Origin of the sequence: Allobaculum sp. JKK-2023, assembly GCF_034745455.1 — a bacterium.
Taxonomy (GTDB): Bacteria; Bacillota_I; Bacilli_A; order Erysipelotrichales; family Erysipelotrichaceae; genus Allobaculum.
Genome location: NZ_JAYERV010000003.1, coordinates 2,417,720 through 2,439,958, shown reverse-complemented (window position 1 = coordinate 2,439,958; position 22,239 = coordinate 2,417,720). Strand labels below are relative to the sequence as shown.

Sequence of the window (22,239 nt, the reverse complement as noted above, 5' to 3'; positions counted from 1 at the left end):
AAACTCCCTGGTCGATATGGTTTCTCTAAAAATTCAAGATAAATGCAGACAGGGAACCGCCTTTATTCTAGCCAATTCCCGATTGGAATGAAAATTCTGGGGCCTGTAATCGCAATGGACTGAAACGGCCTTTTTCCTTCTGCTTTGGTCTGACCGATCTGACTGGCCTGATTGACCGATCTGAAAGATCTTTGGCTTTAGCGTTCTACCTGGATGTAGGTGTAATCCGTGCAGCCTGGAACCTCAACACTAGCCACAACCGTCTGAGAAACGCCATCGGTAATGTAGTTGCCATGAACAGCCTGACCATCGCCAATATAAACAGCAATATGGTCAAGTCCATCACCACCCTGGTTGTAGTAAACCAGATTTCCAGCCTGTGGATTGTCCGTCGCATACCCATACATCGCTTCATATTCACGCGGCCACAGGGTGGCAGCATCCTGCACACCGGCATTGGCTAAAGCGGCCTGAACCACTTCAGTGCACTGCCAGCCGTCGGTCACGCCAACCAGTTTCAATGCTTCATCGGCAATACGGGCATTGAGATCCGCATACTGATCACTTGGAGCTTCAACGATTGGAGAATCCGCTGGATCTTCTACTGGATCCACTGGCGTTGGGTCAACTGGTGGTTCAACCGGTTGTTCTGGAGCAGGAACATCATCGGGGACAACGGGATCAGGGACAACAGGATCAGCTGGAGCAGGTTCTGTTGGCTCTACCGGAGCTGGTTCTGGTGTTTCAGCCGTTGGATCTTCTGCGGTTTCATAGGTTGGAGCTTCATCCAAAACTGGAATTTCAGCCACTGGATCTGGAGAAATTTCGGCAGTTGGGCCATCGCTGGCATCCGTTACCACTTCTTCAGGCGCAATCTGTTCAGCCACTTCCACTGGAGCTTCTTCCTGAACGACTGGGGCTTCTTCCTCAACCACTGGTAAAGCAGGTTCTGGCTGCTGGACTTCTGGCTGTACGACCTCTTCCTGAATGGCCGGCTGAGCTTCCATTTCAACGGGCGCCTGTTCAACCGCTTCCGTCACCGATGGCTGTTCCACAACTTCGGTTACCGGAGCCTCTGGCTGTTGGGCCATATAAATCTGAACTTCCGCCTCTGCTGGAACTGCCGGCTGGGCTTCTGAAGCCGCAGGCTCTTCGGGAGTAATCACTTCTTCAGAAGCCGCCATTTCTTCAGGAGCAGCTTCTGGTTCGGTCTGTAAATCCGATTCAACAACATTCAGTTCTTCTGACTGTTCTGGAATCGAATTGGTATCGGCAAGGGATAAAGCTTCCGGTACAGAAGTTTCGGCCTGTTCTTCGATGTAGTATGAATCACTGACTTCCTTAGCCAGCTTTTCGTCCTGGTTTTCCTGAGCAAGAGCGACTGGAGAGTTCAGGGCGGAGAACATTGTATGTACGGAATAGCCGGCGGCAAGAGCAGAAGCGACAGTCAGAGCGGCAGCTAATTTATTTCCATCTTTTTCTAAGAATTTCATGTGACACCTCGTTTTCTGAACAAATTCAGAACAATCCCTAAAGATTACACCAAACAAGCTTGTGTTTTTTAGAAGCGGATCAATGGAAGGAGCGCGGCTTGAAAGGGATTACCATAACCGGCACGCTTTACATTTAGAATTTGTCACTTAATAAGTTACACCGAGAAAAGGGGGTCTGACAACCGCCCAGAGTTAAAAACATGAGTCTCACACATTTACTTTGTCGCACTTTTTATGCACTATTGCATGGATCATTCAATTTTTACGCATATTTTAACTTTTAGGACAAAAATAGAACTCGTAAGGGAATATTGATTGCATTTCTGTCGTGAAAGTTTATAAAACTTGCTCAAAAATTGTTCGATTTACCGCTCTTTTGAAATTAAGTAAAGATAAGGAAGATCGTCATCTATATAAATTTTGAATAAACAAACAAAACGCAGGATGATTTCTCATCCGTTTTGTGTCAAAACAATCAGAATCATTTGGAAAAACAATGGGGAAACACAGAGTATGGGATCAAAATTCTGCCTAATTTATGGGGATTTCCTCTTCTGGAAACAAGCACACAGCTCTTTTGTCCGTTTATTTTCACATACTGTGTGTCCAACTTCAGACCAGTCAGATTGGTGGGAAAATTTTTCTATTCTGGCTAAACTATGTTTTTTTCAATCTGAAAAAAAACTGAAGCAAAGTCGAGCGATTTTCTTAAAATTTCTGGCGGTGTCCAATTCTGGCCGTCTCAAAAATCTGAAGAAATTCGAGCGATTGTTTTTCATCGTTTCCGCTCTTCCCTCCTCTTTATCGCCTCTTCCCTCCTCTGTCACACTTTTCACTTGCAGCCGCGCAAATCCGGCCCATCCAGACTCATCCCCCGGGCCTTCCCTTCAAAGAGTCCGGTAAAGAAGAATGAATGGCGGTATGCAAAAGAAAAGCGAATGCCGCCCCTTCTTACATGGGTGCAGGCATTCGCAGTGATTTTGATTCGTATCCAATTGGGTGGGGCATCAAAAGCAGAAGCTACATCTTTTCAAAACGCAGCGAGCGTCTTTTGCCTTTTTGCTTGATCGCCCGAATGACCTGGCTGGCTTCGCCATCGACATCATCTCCCGTATAGCCGCAGTCCACGACCGTCTTTTTCAGATATTCTTTCAGTCCCGTCTGCGGAAGAAGAAAATTGACCATCAGGTCTGCTTCCGGATCGCACAGTTCCCTGCTTTCCACATCCTTATCCAGCAGAACTGTATATCCGGCAATCACGAAACGATCCGTTACGCCCAATTCCTGGGGGATGGAGTTCTGATAGACGCCGTTTGCAAAAGCGCGGACTTTTGAGTACATCCAGTCTTCGTGATAGGTGGACGTTATACGAACAATCATTTTGATAAATTCATCTTTCGTTAAATTAATCATCGTCATTCCCTCCAGTTCCATGTCATGAACATTGATCCAAACGCCAGCGGCTTTTTGATTGTATACTCTGCTTTTACAAAATTAACAGTCCGCATAAGCAGATAATTATCAAGGTACAAAGATAAAAACCGGAAATGTGTTAAGACAGCATGTTCATCAATTCACTTTCAGAAGTGCGCAGCAAAACGATCCCTTCTGGATTTTGAATGAATTATTCAGATTTGAATAGTATTATGGTTGTTTTTAAATCCAAATCGGGCATTTCTGGAACTTTCTATCTGGAATGAACCATTTTGCTTCGTTAAGGTAATTTTACATCGTTCGCCCCTGGTTTAAAGATTCTATCCAGTATTTTTTGCATTTCAGTCTAAACTTTCCATAAAGTCCGTCAAAAATTGGTTCTGATCAGCATCTCTATTCCTTTTCTGTTCTTTTTCAATTTTCTTATTTGTGCGCTTTGTGCATTTAAGCAGTATATTCTCTTATTTTTGTTTATTGATTAAAGACATTGTCTGCCCACTCTTCCCTGGGCCGGCCGTGACCATCAAATCTCATCGCCAGTCTGTCTGTGCGAAAAGAAACCGTCCTTTCTTATCGTTTGGAGCGAATGAAACGAAAATCAAAAGGCATAGAAAAAGGCCGCCTGCGAAAGACGACCTTTGATTGATTGCCAGCTTATTTTGTTTTTTCAATGATTTCGATGAAGGAATCTGGTTTTAAGGAAGCGCCGCCGATTAAAGCGCCATCGATGTCAGGCTGAGCCATATATTCAACGATGTTTCCAGGTTTAACCGATCCACCATACTGGATGCGTACTTTTTCAGCTGCATCTTCGCCAGCGATATCTTTTACAACGTCACGAACGAGTTTGCAGCAGTTTTCAGCGATTTCTACGGATGCAGATTTACCGGTACCAATTGCCCAGATTGGTTCGTAAGCAAGAACGATATTTGCGTATTCTTCTGGAGCGATGTCAGCTAAAGAGCCTTTGAGTTCTTCAGTGATTACATCTTTTGTTTTGCCGTTGTCATATTCTTCTTCGGTTTCGCCGATGCAAAGAATTGGAGTGATGCCGGCAGCCAGCAGTTTTTTCGCTTTTTTGTTTACCGTTTCGTTGGTGTCACCAAACATCTGGCGTCTTTCGGAGTGACCGATGATGCAATATTTCACGCCGAGTTCTTCGAGCATAGGAACGGAAACTTCGCCTGTGAAAGCGCCGCTGTCTTCGAAGTGTACGTTTTCAGCAGCAACGATCAGGTTTTTCGCTTCGTCTAAAGCAGTTTTCAGATCTGTAAAAGGAACGCCGACACCGTATAAGCCTTTGTCGCTGACCGCTTTTGCGTCAACTTCTTCAAAGAATGCCTTTGTTTCAGCATTGTTTTTGTTCATTTTCCAGTTTCCGACAATAATCTGGTCTCTCATGGTTATATCCTCTTCTCTATGAATGATGATGCCTGTTTTCAGTTTGCCTGCACCAGTTTGCTGATTGCCCAGACAAAGCTGCATGGCTGTGATCTGAAAACAGGAAGAATCAACCTGCCAGAATCAGGATTCATCCTTTCTGGCAAATCGAGCAGTGAATGATACAGAAAATTGAGTCTGCCTTCCAGTAAGCAAAAAGAAGGCAGACTGAAGAGCAATAATGATCAGCCTTGAACTCTTTTAAGCGGATAAGAGTTCAGACTGTAGGGGTATTCGCCAGTCAGAATTCAGGCAGCAATTTTTACTGTTCAGAAATGATCGCGATACCTGGCAGAGTTTTGCCTTCCATGTATTCAAGGGAAGCACCGCCGCCAGTGGAGATATGGCTGAATTTGTCTTCGAATCCAAGCTGGATTGCAGCTGCAGCAGAATCGCCGCCGCCGATTACAGTGGTTGCATCAGGCAGTTCGGAGATTGCTTCGCAGATTTCCAGAGTACCTTTGGCAAAGTTAGGCATTTCGAATACACCCATTGGGCCGTTCCAGACAACAGTCTTAGCACCCTGCAGAGTATCTTTGAACAGTTCGATGGATTTTGGTCCAATATCGAGGCCCATCCAGCCATCAGGAATGTTGCCTTCAACAACCATTGTGTTGGCATCGTTGGCGAATTTGTCAGCTGCAACTGTGTCAACTGGCAGAACCAGTTTGTCTTTGCCTTTTTCCATAATGGTTTTAGCCAGGTCAATTTTGTCTTCTTCGAGCAGGGAGCTTCCTACGTTATAGCCGCGTGCTTTATCGAATGTGTAAGCCATACCGCCGCCAACGATCACTTTGTCAGCTTTGTCGAGCATGTTTTCGATTACGCCGATCTTATCGGATACTTTCGCACCGCCAAGGATTGCAACGAATGGATGAACAGGGTCATCAACAGCTTTGCCCAGCATGTTTACTTCTTTTTCAACCAGGAAACCAAGAGCGTTGTCTGGTAAGTTGCTTGGGATACCAACCGTGGAAGCATGAGCGCGGTGTACAGAACCGAATGCGTCTTCTACGAACATGTCGGCCAGACCTGCCCAGTATTTGCCAAGTTCTGGATCATTTTTGGATTCGCCTTTTTCGTAGCGAGTGTTCTGCATTAACAGAATTTCGCCTGGTTTCAGGGCGTCAACCATTGCTTCCAGTTCAGCGCCGCGAGTTTCAGGGCAGAATTTTACAGTGACTTCAGGGAGCAGTTCCTGGAGACGTGGAGCAACGATGCCCAGATCGTTTTTGGCTTTATCTTCTTCAGTCTTCACTTTTCCAAGGTGGGACATCAGGATGACTTTGGCGCCATTGTCTGTCAGATATTTCAGAGTTGGGACAGCAGCTTTCACACGATTGTCGTTTGTAATTTCGCTGCCTTTGTGGGGTACGTTCAGATCCGCACGAACAATGACTTTTTTGCCATTCACGTCCAGATCTTTGACAGTTTTCTTAGCCATAGATGCTATTTCCTCCTAAATGTGCATTTGCACTCTACATACTCAAAAGTATATCACCCCCTAAACTGTTTGTGGCAAAGTCTCAAAACCCACCTCCCGCTCTTTTTTGCATTTGTCCTGTTTTTCACAATATCCGCTCTTTTTTGGATTGAATCCTTCTCATTCCGCCTTTATGTCAAAGTCTTCACAGACAACCTTTGACTTTTCTGAACATTCATGAAAAATGATCGCTATTTTCATTGATGCGCTTTCAAATCCGATTGGTCAGGCTCTTTTGTGGTCTGTCCTGAAATGGCTCCTGACCTTTCCCACATTCGCCGGTCAGATTCAGGCTGAATTTGGGAATTGTTTCTGGAGCGACTGGAGAAAGAGAAAAGCGAAATTGTTTTCTGATTTCGTCCATCCTTGTGCCGCTCCATTCAAACTGACCACAAAAAAACCCGGAAACGGGATCCGGATTTTGAGAAAATATGGACATTTCTGATTTTCAATGGGTACAGATTTCAAGAGCTTGATTCAGGCTGATGCTCAGATCAGCATATTGCCACCAACATAAATGTGGAAACCATTGGTAGTGATATTGGCATTGGATGGATCATCGTTGCTGAACTCACTCAAATAGCAGTCGCCGGTTAAAATCAGTCTGGATGTGCCATCGAGATGAACGATGACATTCTGGCTCGAGCGATCCTGGTTGATATGACCATTGAAGGAACTGCTGCTGGTCAGGTTGAGTTCAAAGCTGGACGCTTCATCCACCAGCACAGGTCCTGACAAAGCCTGGCTGGTGCAGTTGATGGTCATCTTGCCGTTGGTAACCTGCGCACACTGCGGGACCTGGTAGATCGTATTGCTGGTCAGATCAATCTGGGCGGAAGCCCCATTGACCACAAAGCTGAAAGCAGAAGGCGCTGCCGCTGAAGCCGGGTTGATCATCCATTCGTTGCCAGTCAGACTTAAATGGCCTGGCTCTTGTTTCTGGGTGTCCTCCTGGTTGTCAAAAATGAAAACGCCCTGATGCCCCGTGTCACTCTGAATGGCACCAACGGTAAATTTAGACTCAGACATCGTAATGCTTCCGCCTGGTTCAATCTGGCCAAAACTGGAGAGTACGGTGTTGGCATTGAGATTGGTTGCCGCAAACGCCCCAGAAGCCCGCACGATTGGCGAAAGACTGCCATTGGTCTGACAGTTGACCATATCCGCCTGAATGGAAGCCGTGGATCTTGGAGCGAATAAAGGCGAAGAATCAGTGGTTGAAATTCCATTGCCCCCTGAAACCCGCATCTGGCCCTGGAAGGCTGCAAAATAGGCCGAAGAATTGATACCTTTGACCGTTACATCGCAGTTATTGACTGAAGCCGTCGCATTCATGCCATTGACCGCCACGCCATCGGCCCCATCACCATTGGCTGTAACGATCGAGCTGAGCATATTCACCGAAGCACTGTCAGCAGCCAGAACAGCCGCGTTGATGCCGTACTTGCTGGCCAGAGCGCCATCGCTGACCGAGCCGGTTTTATTGAATACCGCATGATCGGTTGTGATCTGAGCGGCATCTTTGGCCAGCAGGCACGAAAAATCGGGCTGGCTGGAAGAATAGTTTCCATCGAGCGTCTGAATATCGCTGATCGTCTGAACGCCCTGGGCTTTGGTAATCAGATTGGTCGAAGGCCATAAAGGCGGCAGTTCCGGAATTGGGGGAATGTAGTGGCTTTCATCCGCAATGGACTGCGAAGTTTCCAGACTGATATCCTGGTTGTTTTCAATCGGAGCCTGTGAGACTTCCGTACTCGGTGCTTCTTGTAAAGAAGCTTCCGTCGTATTCTGGGCGGACTCACTTGCGCTTACGTCTGCAACCGGATTCGTATTGTTTGAAAAACTTGGCATGTGCATCTGGGGAAGACTGCCAATGGCATTGATTCCAACGGCTACCGCGGCAACGGCACCCAGAACAGGCGAGATTACAACGGCAGCCAGATCGAGATGCCTGGCCATCACCTGGGCAAAGGTCAGCTGATTTCGTTTCGAAACAATCATCCATGCCAGACAAAGCAATGCAACAGCCCCACACAACCCCATGGCGATATACCACCACAAGGAAATCTCACTGGTCTGCCCGGGATGAAGACGGAGAAAAGCATTTTGCTCTTCACTGCCCGCCAGAATAGCCAGACACAGAAAATAAATCATCAGCAGACCGACGCACACAGTCAGATAATTTTTTGCGCTTCGTTTCATAAAAATCCTCTTATCTCTTACCAGCCAGCGCTCTTCCTCGCCAGTCAGAAAAACTGGCTGAGGCCTTTGTGAATCTTGTTGGCTGACTGAATTCACAGATCGCCCCAATTATACCAAGTCCCGGCCCTTCTATGCATTAAGCCTGAAAACTGGCCTTTTTAGATCGTCGTTTTGCCTGCCATCTTACAGATCTGATGGATACAAGGGGAATCTGCATACCCAGACCTTTTTCTCCTTCTTTTCAGAATCTTGTCTGAATCTGTCAGGATCCGGTCTTGATTTAATCAAGGTTTGGCCATGTCTGCTTCGTAAAAAAGTCCACGAAAAAACGGCCTGAGCGAACAGACCGTTTGATGGATCTTCAAAATCTCATCGGTTGAAAAAACAGAAAACTGGGCGCTTTCCGGTTAACTGGCTGCATGTTGGTTACTTGTGATAGTGACGGCCTTTTTCAATCATGAACGAGCGATAGATCTGCTCGAGAACCAGCACCCGGCACATGATGTGTGTAAAGGTCAGATCCGAAAGCTTCCAGCGATAATCAGCCCGGTTGACCAGGGCCTGACTGGGACCTAAAGAACCCGCGATCACAAAGACTAATGGTCTTGAAGATGCACTCCAGCCGGCACGCAGATCCGCAAACTTTTCCGAAGTCACCATCTTGCCATGCAGATCGAGTAAAATAACAAAGTCATCCGGACGGATTTTATCCAGGACTCTGCCCCCTTCGACTTCTTTGATGCGCAAGGCTTCTTTTTCGCGTTCAGAATGCAGGTCCGGTTCATCCTTGAATTCAACGACTTCCAGTCTGTCAAAAGCTGAAAGTCTTTTTTTGTATTCGTCTTCCAGCTTGCGCAGCGAAGCGTCTTTGTTTTTCCCGATGCAGAACAGCTTAATCAAATACCGCCTCAGCTGGATATTTAGCGGTAAGAGTTCTGACTTCTTCTCTGACCTGATGAGCACTCAGATCATCGCCAGCTTTCAGAACCTGAACAATCCAGCGTGCAATCTGTTCAAATTCAGCTTCTTTCAGCCCGCGACTTGTCATCGCAGCTGAACCCAGGCGGATGCCGGAAGTAATGAATGGCTTCTGGGTATCAAATGGAATGGTGTTTTTATTCACGGTGATGCCCGCTTCGTCTAACAGACGTTCAGCTTCTTTTCCCGTCATGTTCAGCGAAGAGAGTGTATCGAGCAGCAGCAGGTGGTTGTCGCTTCCGCCGCTGACCATACGGATGCCTTCTTCATCAAAGACTTTGGCCATAGCCTGGACGTTTTTCAGAATCTGGCTTGCATATTCTTTGAATTCAGGCTGCATGGCTTCATAAAGCGCGATTCCTTTTGCGGCAATGACATGTTCAAGGGGTCCGCCCTGCATGCCAGGAAACGTTCTGGAATCCAGTTTCTTCGCGTATTCTTCCTTGCAAAGAACCAGACCGCCGCGGGGGCCGCGCAGTGTTTTGTGAGTTGTGGTCGTGACAAAATCTGCATAAGGAACCGGCGATGGATGGAGTCCAGCCGCAACCAGACCTGCGATATGAGCCATATCGACCATCAGCAAGGCGCCGGATTTTTTGGCAATCTGGCCCAGTCGTTCAAAATCAATAATGCGTGGATAAGCTGAAGCGCCGGCAACGATCAATTTTGGATGGTGTTCCATGGCCAGTTCTTCCAGTTTGTCATAGTCAATCCGTTCTGTTTCTGGATCGACATTATAGGGAATGAAGTTATAGGTCCGGCCGGAGAAGTTCAGTGGATGACCATGCGTCAAATGGCCGCCGCTGGTTAAATCCATCCCCAGAACCGTATCACCTGGTTCAAGGACGGTGTTGTATACAGACATATTGGCCTGGCTTCCCGAGTGAGCCTGGACATTTGCGTGTTCAGCATGGAACAGTTCTTTGGCACGCTGTCTGGTCAGCTCTTCGGCCTGATCGACATAAATACAGCCGCCATAGTAGCGTTTGCCTGGATAGCCTTCGGCATATTTATTGGTTAAAACAGATCCCTGCGCTTCGCGGATTTCCGGCGAAACATAGTTTTCAGAGGCAATCAGTTCGATATTGTCTTTCTGACGTTTCTCCTCTCTGGAGATAATTTCAAACATTTCAAGATCTCGCATGTAGAGTTACTCCTTTTCTGTCATGGCTTTAACATTAACAGATTTGGCAGGCGCTTAGAAAAGGCCAGAGAAGTCTTTGAAGGATCCCGACACTTTTTCATCCGTTTTCATTCTGTTTTTGAAACTTTTACTGTATTGCAAAGGCTCGCCTTCCTGACAAAACGGGAAACGGAAGCTGGAAATGAAAGCCGGCATAGGAAGCTCGAAAAGAAGAGCTCGAAAAGGAAGCTGGAGAAGAAGAGTTCGAAAAGAGAAAAGACGCCATCATTTTCAGAAGGAGCCTGCGCCTGCCTGGCAGACAAGCTGATTCTGATGGATCTGGCGTCTTTGTTGTTGATTGAATTGGAATTTTCTCAGGTTTGCCTGGTCATCTTCTTTTCGAACTAACGAAGTTTGCGGAAAAGATGAATCACTAAAGAAACTGCTGCGGCAACCGCTGCAATGACTGCACTGATTTTGACGAAGCGAATAATTTTTTCGTCTGCATCATCATTGGGGATGTCGTTTACAGTTACTTCAAAAGGAATCTGCTGCTCGTTGACCATTTTCTTGGCAAACAGTTTAAATGCATCTTCCAGATCCATGCCTAATTCGTCGCAGATCTCTTCCATCTGATCGCGAAGTTTTTCATTCATTTCAAAGCTAACGTTTGTCTGAGCCATCGTACGATCCTCCATTCATTCGAGATTATACCATGTCCAATTTCTCTCGTTTCCAGTCAGCTTCCGCTTCGTGTCTGGGGATGGAATTGTCCGGCGCATTTCATCCCTTCTGATCGGTTTCAGACAAAAAACAGATCTGCAAATCCAGAAAAAAAGAAGCAGCCAGGCCGCCTCTTTCGCTTCATTCATTGGTTGAATCAAATATTAACCGTTTAATATCATGCATTGATTGAATCACGTATTGACAGAAAACAGATGACTATTGCACACCATACCAGGCGATGTCTTCGGCAATCCAGCCATGACTGATCAGGGTTGCTGCTTCGGCTTCGTCTTTGGTGTAGTTGTGGGTGCCGGTCACGGCATTCGGATTAAACTGACGCAGCAGCGGCACACGCTGCTGGGGATCGGAATACCAGCCAATTCCCTCATCCATCCAGCCATAACCAATCAGGGCCATGCGCTCTTCTGGATCCATGGTGTAGTGATGATCGCCAGAGTTTGGATTGTAGACACGATACACCGGCTCGCCGCCCTCTCTTGGAGCAAACCACCCGATCCCTTCGTATTGCCAGCCAATTGAGGCCAGGACGTTTTTTTCATTGGTATCCTGAGTGAACAGATGTTCGCCAGAGTTTGGGTTGTACAGACGATGCATTGGATAGGTTTCGCCATTTTCCTGATCAATAAAGCCAGCATCCGTAAAGGAATGCAGTTTGGTTTCATAATCTCCGATGCTGTAGGTGGTGCCTGCAATCGGCCCATAGCTGAACGTCTGGGAGAAAATCGTATTGGAAGATGGATAGATCGTACAGTTTGTTCCAACCGCAAAGCCAGTGGTCACAAAGGTTGGACGAATCAGATTCAGAAAGTGGCCGTTGTTATAGTCACGAATCGATTCAGCTGTATACCAGAGATCAAATGGGTTTCCATAATCAGTCACCCCCATGCCAACTCCAATCTGGCCGCCCACTGCCAGGTTTTCAGAAACCGGATACAGTTCAGAATGGACCAGAGCATTTCGGGACGCATCGGCCTGAACCATGGCAATGGCCATTAAAACCGGATCAACACTTAACTGACTGGCTCCATGACGGGCGCGCAGTTCGTTGGCGGTGCGTAAGTAGAAAATAGCATCCTTCATATGCTGAAGCGTTGCACAATCGTTGGGATCATATAGATTGACGATTCCATCATTCACGCCACGGGCAACGATGGCGGCCGCCATATCATCTCCAGAGGAAAGGAAGAATCCAATGACCCCATTTCCGGTGAGGTTGTCACGATAAGGAGCGGTCAGGGCAGCAATTTCTTCGGGTGTCGGATAGGCATAAACGCTTTCCTGCGTGTAGGAATACTGGTCGCCCTCTTCGATCGTATAGGCTTCAACGTATGGAGTACTGGTTTTTTCATTGGATGCCAGAACTGGCAGTGAGCCGGCGGCCAGCGCCGCGCTCAGAAGAGCTGCAGCAGCTTTTGACGATTTTAGTCTCATATCTCTCTCCTGTTCTTATTTCCAGGCACCAGACAATTCTGGAGGTGGAAAAAATAACGCGTCCTGAGCGGAAGATTTCAGGGACTGCGTTGGTTGGATGTCCGAAAGGACATTGCTTAGGGGTATGCAAATACCAGTACTACCAGGACTTCGATAGCAACTGCATTCAAAAGCAGGGGAATAGGATGCAGATTTTTATCCTGTCGGTTTCTCGCCGTTTCAGATTTCAGACAATCAAAGCAATCAAAGATTTAAAACAGAACCGAAAAAAGAAGACAGGTATCTCTATGCCTGCAAATAGACGCAGGCGAAAACGATTCAATGGTTTTCTAAAGATGACTTTTCCGATCTGACCAACAAAGTCAGAAACTGGCGAATTGCTGAAGTTTTCCGGACTGGGATCGGGCAGATGGAATGGAAGAAATCAGAATTGTTCTGCCCTTTGAGCCAGATCCTTTGTCCAGGCACAAAGCAAACAGAGCACTCATTTCAGTTGAAACAACACAATTTCAGCACATATCAGAGCAAATTCAAACCATATTAAAATATTACTCTCATCCAAGAAAGATTGTACCGTCATCGGATAAGTTCGAAAATTTATCTGTTTCTATTTTTGTCGTTCACGACGCTCAATGCAAGGCAAATTATGCATTTCAGTATAAAAAAGCAGTCCATTGGGTGCATTGAATCTCATTTTTCCTTTACTTGTCGTTCACGAGAACTTATGAGTTTGTTTAGAATGTTTTCAAGAAAAAGTATGATATAGCGCTTTCTGAAACATTTTCATCACAGTTCGAAATAAGATCTACGGGCTTAACTATCGCACTTTTTTCGATTTCACGGTATTCTTTTCCTCTAATTCCACAAATTCCCTTCTTATTCACATATTTAGATTTACCATTTTGATGGATAAAGTCCTGCCCGATCCGCTCTTTCCCTTTTTCTTTGCACAGGGGAACGTCGCAAAGCCAGGTTTTCTGCCCTTTCTTTGCTGGTCTTTTTCCACCAGATCCAGTTTCCTTTCGCGTTCTGTTCCCAATGTCATTTAGCTTAGTTTTTGATAGTTAGTATTGTCCACCATCCGTGCACAGATGGTGGATTTTATATTTTCTGGTTTAACGAAAATTAGCTTTGACAACAACTCTATAATTGTCTAATTTAATCCTTATCACGTTGAAAACATAACTTTATAAGGAGGAAAATATGGCAACTAAAGTTACTTCGCCGTCCGTGATTTATCAAAGATTCATGAAATTCCTTGAGGAATTTGCCCACAAACAGGAGAAGATTCTTGCTTCTCAAACAGGAGCTTTCTCACGAAGTCATTATCGATCATCAAAAATAAACTTGTTCCATTTCCTGAATACATCCATTATCGGGAATGGATCAACACTCTCCGATTTATCCATGAACTATTTCGGCATGGGCAGTGTAAGACCATCTGCTTCGGCACTTGTTCAGACAAAAGCCAAGACTCCAGTCAGCGTATTTTCAGCACTGCACAAAGCCACATTGGCACTTTGTTACATGGATAAAAAATATAAAGGGCTAAGGGTAATAGCCTTTGATGGAACCAATGAACCTGTTGCGCCAAATGAAGATGAACCTGACTACATCATTTATGCCAAGAACAAGGAAACCATCATCCGGGCCGGTATTCACATTAACGCTGCCTATGACGTACTTAATGACAAATATCTAGCCATCGTCACTCAAGACCAGAGGTCCAAAGACGAACGGGCCGCTGCTATGAAAATGGTCAAGGAGATTCACGAAGCTTATCCTGGCGAGACATTTCTCTTTGTCATGGACAGAGGGTATTTTTCTTATCCATTGTGTAAGCTTATTGAATCCTTAGGGCACAAATACCTCATACGTATGAAAGAACGAGAGTATAGCTGCCTGACTTATACACAGCTTGACCATACAGAAGACCAGCAGATCAGCCGCATTCTTACCCACCACCAAAGAAAAGAGGAAAAAGAAAACCCCCAGATGAAATACCTGGTCAAAAAATCAATGAGACAGATTGATCAAGAATCTGAATTTATTGATTTTGACTGCAGGGTGGTAGCTATCGAGATTGGCGACAACGTCTGGGAAGGACTGATTACCAATCTGGATGAAGCAGAATTTCCTCCGGAGGCTCTTGGATTTATTTACCACCTAAGGTGGCGAATCGAGCAGAGTTTCTCCTGGCTTAAATATGGAATAGGAATGAAACGTATCCACTCGATAAAAGCAGAATACATCATTCAGGAGATTTATTCATCCCTTATCTTCTACAATCTGGTTTCCGAGATCAAAAAGTGTGTTCTTGAATCATCTCAATCGGATAATAAAGAAGAGAAGCAGACAACTTATGAATACCAAATCAATACAACTAAGGCGATACGGGCTATCAGGAACACGTTTACTCCGAAATGGACGAAAAAACGAACAATCTGTCAAATTACAAAAGCGGAGTTTCAAGCTCTGACCGAGGAGCTGCTAAGAGAAAAACTGCCCGTTCGGCCGGAAAGGAGCTTCAAGCGAAATCTCCATCCCAATCGTTTGATATGGTTCACCTATCGATAAGTGCATTATATGCGCATCTTATTGATACAAACCACCCATACAATTCTTAAAAACGGCTCTTATCGAAGGGTTGTTTTTAGTGCACCTATTTTGATGAATACAGCCAAATCAATCAGTATATTTTGTGCTTGGTTGGTGCATATGGATATAATCAGCAGCAAATTCTATTCCTATCATCCACTTTGTCTTTGATTTTTATACAAAGTTTGAGGTCATATTTTTCTAGCTAAATGACATTGGTTCTGTTCCTTTAAAAAATTCTCCGCTTTCTTCATTTTCTGCACGCCTGACCTGCGAAATCCGTCCGCTTTATCCATTCAGCACTCTGGCTTGGTCCGCTTTCCCATTCCCTTTTTCCGTTTTCTGGTCCGCGCCAGATCTATCCATTTTCATTTCTTCTTCCTCGACTTTTCAGAACTTATTTGCCTTCTATTCTTTTTTATACAGGTCTTCCTATACAGGTCTTATCTGAGCGGCAAGATCAAAAAAAGTCAGATCTGCAGCAGAACTGACTTTTTTATGGATTGAGAAGTACTTTTTTCCTTGTTTTGGACTGTTTCTTCTTTTTAAGGGGATAAAACCTATTTATTCTCCGCTTTTGCTTTCGCCAGTGCTTTGGGATAAATAACCCGGAAGACCAGAACATCCAGCAGCAAGGCGATTAATGCCGCTGCAGCCGAGATCAACAACACCGTATCAATGCCATCGATCAGTCCACGCTGACCAGGCGTTGCCTGAACCAGAGTGTTGTAAGCGATAGAGTACAAGGCAGAAGCCAGAACACCGGATAAGGAAATCATGAAACCAATCATGGACGTGCCAATTCCCATGTCCTGCATCTTTAACAATGACAGAGCCGCTGGAACAGTGGATACAGTCCGGAAAGAATCTGCAGCACCGGTAAACGCAACCATGGTAATGACAAACCAGAGCGGCATGTTCGGGCCAATGAAAACTAACAGTGAGCAGGAAACAATCAGCACAACAGCTGCAGCTGCCAGTGCCTTCCAGAAGTTATTGGTAGAGCGGGCAACCCAGGCACCGGCCAGTCCAGGAACGATGATTGAGACGATCGTTTTTGGAATCTGAACAGTTCCGGAAATTGCGGCCGACTGTCCCATCAGTTTCTGCAAAGCCTGTGGGATGTAAGTATTGATGGCAGTCATATACATGACCAGAAGTCCTGATACCACAATCAGGATGACATAGGCTTTATTGTGGAATAATTTTAATGGAATCAATGGATTCGGAGTCTTTTTTTCCCACCAGATCAAAACGATCAGACCGATCACCAGACCGGCCAGACAAAGCAGAACCATCGGCGAAGTCCAGCCCTTGGTCGGACCAAAATTTAAGCCAAAGACCAGTGATAATAGAGTGACCGCCAGAATCACCACACCAAGAAGATCAATTTTCTTAGATCGATTCAGTACATCTTCCGGTCCGAATTTCAGCATCAGGAAAATCCCAACTGCTAAAAAGATGGCTGGAAAGCAGCTCGCCAGACCAACCATGGAATGATCCAGAAGCCATCCGGCAACCCAGGAACCGAGAAAGCCGCCAGCTGCCAGAGCCCCGGACAGATAGCCCGTATACGTTGGCAGTTTTTCAGGTGCAAAGAGTTTACGGAGAACAATAAATGGAACCGATGCAAATGCACCTTGCGCCCCGGATAATAAGACACGAAGCAGGATATACAAAAACAGATTTCCTGTAAACGCCAGCAGAATTGCACAGATGCAAACCATAGCACCAAAGTAAAGGACTACTTTCTTCGTACCAATCAAATCCATCAATGATCCTCCGACTGGAGTCATAATACATAAAGCCGCACTGCCAAGTGCAGTAACCAGCGAAAAAGAAGCCGCACCATTCATCGAATCGAGAACTGCGCCTTGAATATTCGCCAGAGAAAGACCAAAAGCTGACATTGAAAGGGCCAGCAGCAGGCAGCCAATAAAGGTCAGGTTGCGCTGTTGATCGCTCAACGCCGGAATTTGCCCAACATTTGCCATAATTGAATTCCTCCTTTATGGGATTGTGTTAATTCAATCTTAACAAAGCAGAAAATTCATGCTTATCATATGACTTAAAGCATTTGGGATGAATCATCCAAACTCTGGCAATTCTGCTGGGATGGCTCCCTATCCTGCTCAACCTGGCTTAAAAGCAGAATGCCTCAAAGAGAAATAAGCACAAACACCAAGAAAGCAAGTAAGTAAAGAAAGAAAGAAAGAAAGAAAAGCACCAAGAAAGTAAAGAAAATGAGGAATATTCATGGACGACAATCATGCCCGCTACACTGCTCTTTTATTGAAAACAAACCGCAGACAGAAAGGATGGTCACAGGAATCGGTCTGTAAAGGGATCTGCGCCGTTTCGTACTACTCCAAAATTGAATCGGGAAATGTCATCCCGGCAATTTCAATTCTACAAGACCTGGCTAAAGCACTGGAAATGGAACTTCCAGAATTTCAAACCGAAGAAATCAATGATCATGAATTTCTCAAGCCGTCTGAAAATAGACGAACAAAGCAGAAAGCAGAAAAAACCGACACTAGACAAGAAACAGCCTCCCCAACAACCAGCTCGTTCAGTCCGCGGGAAATGGCTGTCCTGTGGCAGCGGTTGCGCAGCGGCCATATTGACGAGGTCCAAAAGCAGTTCTCAGAAAAGCTGGTTCCTGGCTTTTTCCATGGCTCCTCTCGAACTCTTCCAGATTCCAATCTGTTTGATTCCAGTCATCCCTGTTCTTTAGATGTCCTTTTATTCATGGGGCTGTTTCAGCTGTTCGATCTGTTTTCAGTCTTTGATCCGGAGGAGTTGAATCCGTGTCTGAATAATGAGCAAAAAGCCATCTGTTCCCTGATTGCCAAAGATTTTGACCGGGCAACGTTTTATTGCCAGGAAGGCTGGGTCCAGCTGATTGCTGCTTTTGGGCTTTATCAGAGCAGACAATCCGATTATCAAGTTCTCATACGACTGGAAAAAGCTTACACCCAGGCTGCCAAAGAAGGATATCCATATCTGATGGCTACAATCAGTCACATCATGGGAATTGTCTGTGCCAACATGCAAGATCATCCCGCGGCAAAGGAATATTTTCATCGTGCATTTCGGTTATTTATTGAACTGGATGACGAGGACTCACTCGACCAGCTGCGCTACAATCTGGGCTGTCTGGCACTGGAAGAAGGAAACAGTGAACAGGCTCTTGCTCTGCTTGAGCAGGTAAAACATCCTTCCGTCATGGACCTGCATAAGCAGATGATCTGTCTGGAGTGGCTCAATCGTAAAGAAGAAGCCTTGCAGAAAATAGATCTGTATAAGCAGGCAGATTATGTTGGATGGAATCCAAAATTGATTGATCAGATCTTTGAGCTGTCTAAAATCCGTTTGAGTCAGGAAGACTGGGTTCATCAGCCAGCTTATGGAAAACTGCTTCTGGATGTCTATCAGGAACTGGCCCAGACAGATACACATAAAGGTTTTGCCCAATTTCACCTGCCATGGGTCATTCAGTATCTCAAAGCAAACCGTCAATATGCAAAGGCAGCAGCAATTCTGGAAAATTTTCCTGGAAAGCCATTGTTTATCCTGCCTGAGGCAAGCTAAACAGATCATTTTTTCCCAATAAGAACAGATAGCCTTCTTTTTGCTTCCGTTTTACGATTGTTTCATGAAAAACGTAAGCAAATTAAATCACTTCAAGCAGACTTCACAACAGACTCGTGAGGTCTGGAACCGAAACTTTACCTTATTGATGAGTTCAACCATTCTTGGCAGCATCGGCGCCATTGCGGGCATTTACGCTCTTTCCTTTGTCGTCTACGAACAGACACAGTCCGTCTTTGCTTCAGCGCTCTCGCTGGCCATCCGGTTGATCCCTTCTCTGTTTTTGCCATTGATCGCCGGGCCGCTGTTTGACCGACTGCCGCGTAAACCGGTTCTGGTTGCCGGCGACTTCTGTAATGGCCTGTTATACCTGGTCATGGGTTTCTGGATGCAGTTTCAGCCTTTTTCCTACCTTGGCTACCTGTTTTATTCCCTGCTGCTGGCTTGTTCTTCCAGCGTTGATGAACTGGCCTACGACTCGATCCTTCCGATGGTCATTACGCCAGGAAAAGAACAGAAAAGTTATGCGGCCGCCGGGATGGTCTATCCTCTGCTCAATTTGATTATGATGCCCATTGCAGCTCTGTTAATGGAGTGGATCGGAGTGCCGATGATTCTGATCAGTCAGGGATGCCTTTCTTTAGCTGCGGCATGGGTGGAAAGCCATATGCGTTTAAGCCACGATCTCAAGCAAAACATCAAAGAGATCACTTTCAAATCCTGGCTGCTGGATCTGAAAAAGGTTCTTGCCTATCTCAAAAATGAACCGGGTCTGCTCGCATTTTTTATTTATGCGGCTTTCAGCAATGGCGTGGCTAACGCCTGCTCCCCGATTCTGATCGCCTTTTTCTCGTCTACGCCCGGTCTTGGTGCCTTATCCTTCTCTTTTTTCTCGGTTGCTGAAAGCATGGGCCGGCTGCTTGGCGGGGCCAGTCAGTACCTGAAAGAAATCAAGCCATCACGCCGCTACGGATTTAGTTTGATGGTCATGATCGTCTACAACCTCATGGATGGCATTTTGCTTCTTTTGCCTTACCCATTCATGCTGGCCAATCGCTTTTGCGTTGGCACGCTGGGATCAATCTCTTTTTCCTTGCGTACTCCGGCTATCCAGAGCTATATTCCCGAATCCATGCGGGCCAGAATCAACAGTTTCCAGACGCTTCTGCTGTATGGGACCTCCTCTCTTTTGATTCTGGTCTTCGGCTGGATCGGTGATTTTCTCAGTGCGCCGAGCGTCATGATGATCGGTGCAGGACTGGGTATGACCGTTTTGTTTTTTACCTGGATTGTCCACCGTCAAAGCTGCGAAAAGATCTTCCTGCACTTTGGAAATCTTCAAAAGAAGTAAACTACATTATTAACGTTTTTAATCTGATTTATGCCTACCCTAAGCCACACAAATTTTACTCTTTTGGCTTTTGACTGATCAAAACAAAAAATCCCCCAGAGGAAGCAGGGCAACCTTTTTCCTTCGAGGGATTTTTTTTGCAAATTTGTCATTTTTCTTCAAAATGCGTAAATCTGATCCAGGCAGGCTATCCGATTCCAGCCGATCAGCTCGCAAAACGTCTTTAAACCTGGTGCTTCAGCCAGCGATTAAGAGCCCGCCAGCCCATCCACACAATCCAGACATAAGCACAGGTCTTTGGAATCATTAACAGGCCAACAGCCGGAATTTTCTGGGCAAGCAGAACCACTGGAATATAAAAGCCAAAACTTAAAACAATGGCAAGCCACAGCCAGTGAAACGATGATTCTGGATTTTTTCCATCGCTCTTATAAAAGAGAACAATCATCACAATTCCCAGGATCGCAAACGGAATGTTGCGATAAATGCCCCAGGAAAGCGGCTCCACTGCTGAGAACCAGTCGTTTTGCGGAAACAGGCAAAGTCCAATCCGGACAACTGCCAGAATCCAAACCGCCCAAGTTAATCCTTGCCGCGCCTTAGTATGCGTATGGATCCGCCATACATAGTAAAGCATTACATAAAACAAAGTCATCGTAATCGAAGTAACCAGCTTGCCAAAACCTAAGGCTGCCGTATAACTTTCCATTCCTGTCGTGCAAAGCGCAAGGACACGGGGAACCAGATGAAAGGAATCTCCCGCTCCAAGAACAACGGCCATTGCTCCAAACAATGTGTATTCTTTATTTCCTTTAGCTTTTCTGATCATCAAAATTCCAATGGTGATGACAAAAATCAGATAGCAGACATCAAATAGTGATTCAAAGATCGCTCGCATTCTTTCCAACCTCCTCGATCAAATCATTTATTTCAAAGTGAACATTGTTCACGTTGAACAGTATAGCGTATAAGCATCGATGTCCCAAGCAATTGCATCGAAAGTTTTGTTCTTTTCGACAGCCGACAAAAAGCAGAAAAAAGCCGGACTCATTTCTGACATCCGGCAGTATATTCAATAAAACGAAGGATAACTGACTCATCGATTGTCTTTAGAACGAATGACGAAAGAATCAGGGTAAGCAATGTTTGAGCATAATCTTCACTGCTCCAGTTTTCATTCTGGTGCTGCTTTTGAAAGGCAGGATCCTGGTCGATCACCTGCTTCAGGGGATTTAAAAGCCAGTGCAAAGACTGTGACATCTTCTGCTCACTGACTGTAGCCTCCTCATCACCCAGATTCTGGCTGGAAGCCAGCTGCGTAAGCATCTGGCCATGTAAAGACAGAAAGCCTGAGTATTGCCGATCGGCTTTATTCAAGCAGGCAAACAGCCATTCCACGCACTCACGAATGCCTGTGAAAGACCGATGCTGCCCATAGTCCTCAAAAATCTCCATCCAGACACTTTCCACTGTTGCATTCATCAATTCGGTCTTCGAGGGAAAATAATGGTAAATCGATCCGACTGCCACATGCAGCCGAGCCGCTATCTGTCGAAGATTTAAAGACTGATTGGAAGCAATCATCTCACGGCAGACTTTCAGAATTTCTTCCTGAGAGGTGACCTGTCTGTTCATCTGGATCCCCGCTTTCTGCAATCCGGTCAGCATTCAATATTCAGATCCCGGATAGTTCGAATCATTGTACTCGCATTTTTCCACAGAACCTAACAAAATTCAAACTGATTTGTCTAACTATCAGGTCTTTATCCTTCTCTTTTTGTCGTATAAAACCAGTCGCGCCAATGCTGAAAAGTAAGTATCGGTTTTAACCGACAAATGACTGACGATCTGCCTTTCCTGAATATACATATAACGGCCTAGCTACAAAGGGCGAAGCAGTTTTGTTCGTGAAGACAGACTGTTTTTTTTGCGTTGTTAGATGGATTTGTGATGGTTGCAGGTGAATTTGATCGGCTGAGGGCCGCATCAGATTCGTCAAAAATGCACTGGTCTGCAATTGGAACCAACGAAATCGCCCCTTTATGTTTTGAATACCATATTATATGAACAAGATTAGATGGACAAGGTTCGATGGGCAAGGTTCGAGATTATAAGAATAAGGACGAACCAATAATGGGGACAGAACTGAGTCTGGAGCCACGGTATTCAATGGATAGTAGAACTGTCTGTTTATCCATCTGTCTGACCATACCATTGATCGCCATACAATCGGTACTGGTCACGCCATAGATACTGGTAAGGGCATCGATCACAGAAGCGTTGAACATCACAATACCATATATACAGCATATACAGCAGATTTCCGCGATGTCGACCGACGGCATCGCCCAGGATTTAGGGAAAA

At 45.5% G+C, this 22,239-nt stretch carries 16 protein-coding genes; 3 read left to right on the top strand and 13 right to left on the bottom strand.

The window, feature by feature from the left end:
- Positions 1-197 precede the first annotated feature (197 nt).
- From U4956_RS09850 to U4956_RS09810, 9 genes are all read right to left on the bottom strand, one after another.
- Positions 198-1,493 carry an NlpC/P60 family protein gene (locus U4956_RS09850; RefSeq protein WP_323090482.1) on the bottom strand — a complete coding sequence of 432 codons (1,296 nt, stop codon included), beginning with the start codon at positions 1,491-1,493 and terminating at the stop codon, positions 198-200.
- A 1,020-nt stretch (positions 1,494-2,513) separates the two neighbouring features.
- A complete protein-coding gene (locus U4956_RS09845) occupies positions 2,514-2,906 on the bottom strand; it encodes a hypothetical protein (RefSeq protein WP_323090481.1) in 393 nt (130 codons plus the stop codon).
- Between the two features lie 675 nt (positions 2,907-3,581).
- Entirely contained in the window at positions 3,582-4,328 is a 747-nt protein-coding gene (gene tpiA, locus U4956_RS09840; RefSeq protein WP_323090480.1) for a triose-phosphate isomerase, read from the bottom strand.
- A gap of 301 nt (positions 4,329-4,629) precedes the next feature.
- On the bottom strand, positions 4,630-5,811 hold the full coding sequence (locus U4956_RS09835; protein ID WP_323090478.1) for a phosphoglycerate kinase: 1,182 nt from the start codon (positions 5,809-5,811) through the stop codon (positions 4,630-4,632).
- A 528-nt stretch (positions 5,812-6,339) separates the two neighbouring features.
- A complete protein-coding gene (locus U4956_RS09830; protein ID WP_323090476.1) occupies positions 6,340-8,052 on the bottom strand; it encodes a hypothetical protein in 1,713 nt (570 codons plus the stop codon).
- A gap of 426 nt (positions 8,053-8,478) precedes the next feature.
- Positions 8,479-8,952 carry a 23S rRNA (pseudouridine(1915)-N(3))-methyltransferase RlmH gene (locus U4956_RS09825; RefSeq protein ID WP_323090475.1) on the bottom strand — a complete coding sequence of 158 codons (474 nt, stop codon included), beginning with the start codon at positions 8,950-8,952 and terminating at the stop codon, positions 8,479-8,481.
- Complete coding sequence (gene glyA, locus U4956_RS09820) at positions 8,945-10,174, bottom strand: serine hydroxymethyltransferase (RefSeq protein WP_323090474.1); 1,230 nt, start codon at positions 10,172-10,174, stop codon at positions 8,945-8,947. The genes U4956_RS09825 and glyA overlap by 8 nt, the downstream gene beginning before the upstream one ends.
- A gap of 383 nt (positions 10,175-10,557) precedes the next feature.
- Positions 10,558-10,836 (bottom strand): type II toxin-antitoxin system RelB/DinJ family antitoxin, encoded by a 279-nt coding sequence (locus U4956_RS09815; RefSeq protein ID WP_323090473.1) that lies wholly within the window; start codon positions 10,834-10,836, stop codon positions 10,558-10,560.
- A gap of 259 nt (positions 10,837-11,095) precedes the next feature.
- On the bottom strand, positions 11,096-12,331 hold the full coding sequence (locus tag U4956_RS09810) for a CAP domain-containing protein (RefSeq protein WP_323090472.1): 1,236 nt from the start codon (positions 12,329-12,331) through the stop codon (positions 11,096-11,098).
- A 1,203-nt stretch (positions 12,332-13,534) separates the two neighbouring features.
- Between U4956_RS09810 and U4956_RS09805 the strand changes: the two genes are divergently transcribed.
- The gene (locus U4956_RS09805; protein ID WP_323088166.1) at positions 13,535-14,908 is read left to right on the top strand and encodes an IS4 family transposase; all 1,374 of its coding nucleotides are present in this window, start codon (positions 13,535-13,537) and stop codon (positions 14,906-14,908) included.
- Positions 14,909-15,489: 581 nt separating this feature from the next.
- Here the strand turns inward: U4956_RS09805 and U4956_RS09800 are convergent.
- Positions 15,490-16,923 (bottom strand): MFS transporter, encoded by a 1,434-nt coding sequence (locus tag U4956_RS09800; protein WP_323090469.1) that lies wholly within the window; start codon positions 16,921-16,923, stop codon positions 15,490-15,492.
- Between the two features lie 262 nt (positions 16,924-17,185).
- Between U4956_RS09800 and U4956_RS09795 the strand changes: the two genes are divergently transcribed.
- Together U4956_RS09795 and U4956_RS09790 are read left to right on the top strand one after the other, a co-directional pair.
- On the top strand, positions 17,186-18,523 hold the full coding sequence (locus tag U4956_RS09795) for a helix-turn-helix domain-containing protein (protein ID WP_323090468.1): 1,338 nt from the start codon (positions 17,186-17,188) through the stop codon (positions 18,521-18,523).
- A gap of 64 nt (positions 18,524-18,587) precedes the next feature.
- Entirely contained in the window at positions 18,588-19,874 is a 1,287-nt protein-coding gene (locus U4956_RS09790; RefSeq protein WP_323090467.1) for an MFS transporter, read from the top strand.
- Between the two features lie 223 nt (positions 19,875-20,097).
- Here the strand turns inward: U4956_RS09790 and U4956_RS09785 are convergent, their stop codons facing one another.
- The 3 genes from U4956_RS09785 to U4956_RS09775 all read right to left on the bottom strand — a co-directional run bounded on the left by U4956_RS09785 (position 20,098) and on the right by U4956_RS09775 (position 22,162).
- Positions 20,098-20,772, bottom strand: a complete 675-nt coding sequence (locus U4956_RS09785) for a hypothetical protein (RefSeq protein ID WP_323090466.1) — start codon at positions 20,770-20,772, stop codon at positions 20,098-20,100.
- Between the two features lie 149 nt (positions 20,773-20,921).
- Positions 20,922-21,542: a TetR/AcrR family transcriptional regulator gene (locus U4956_RS09780; protein ID WP_323090465.1), complete on the bottom strand. Its 621-nt coding sequence runs from the start codon at positions 21,540-21,542 to the stop codon at positions 20,922-20,924.
- Between the two features lie 440 nt (positions 21,543-21,982).
- Positions 21,983-22,162: a hypothetical protein gene (locus U4956_RS09775; protein WP_323090464.1), complete on the bottom strand. Its 180-nt coding sequence runs from the start codon at positions 22,160-22,162 to the stop codon at positions 21,983-21,985.
- Between the last annotated feature and the right edge of the window lie 77 nt (positions 22,163-22,239).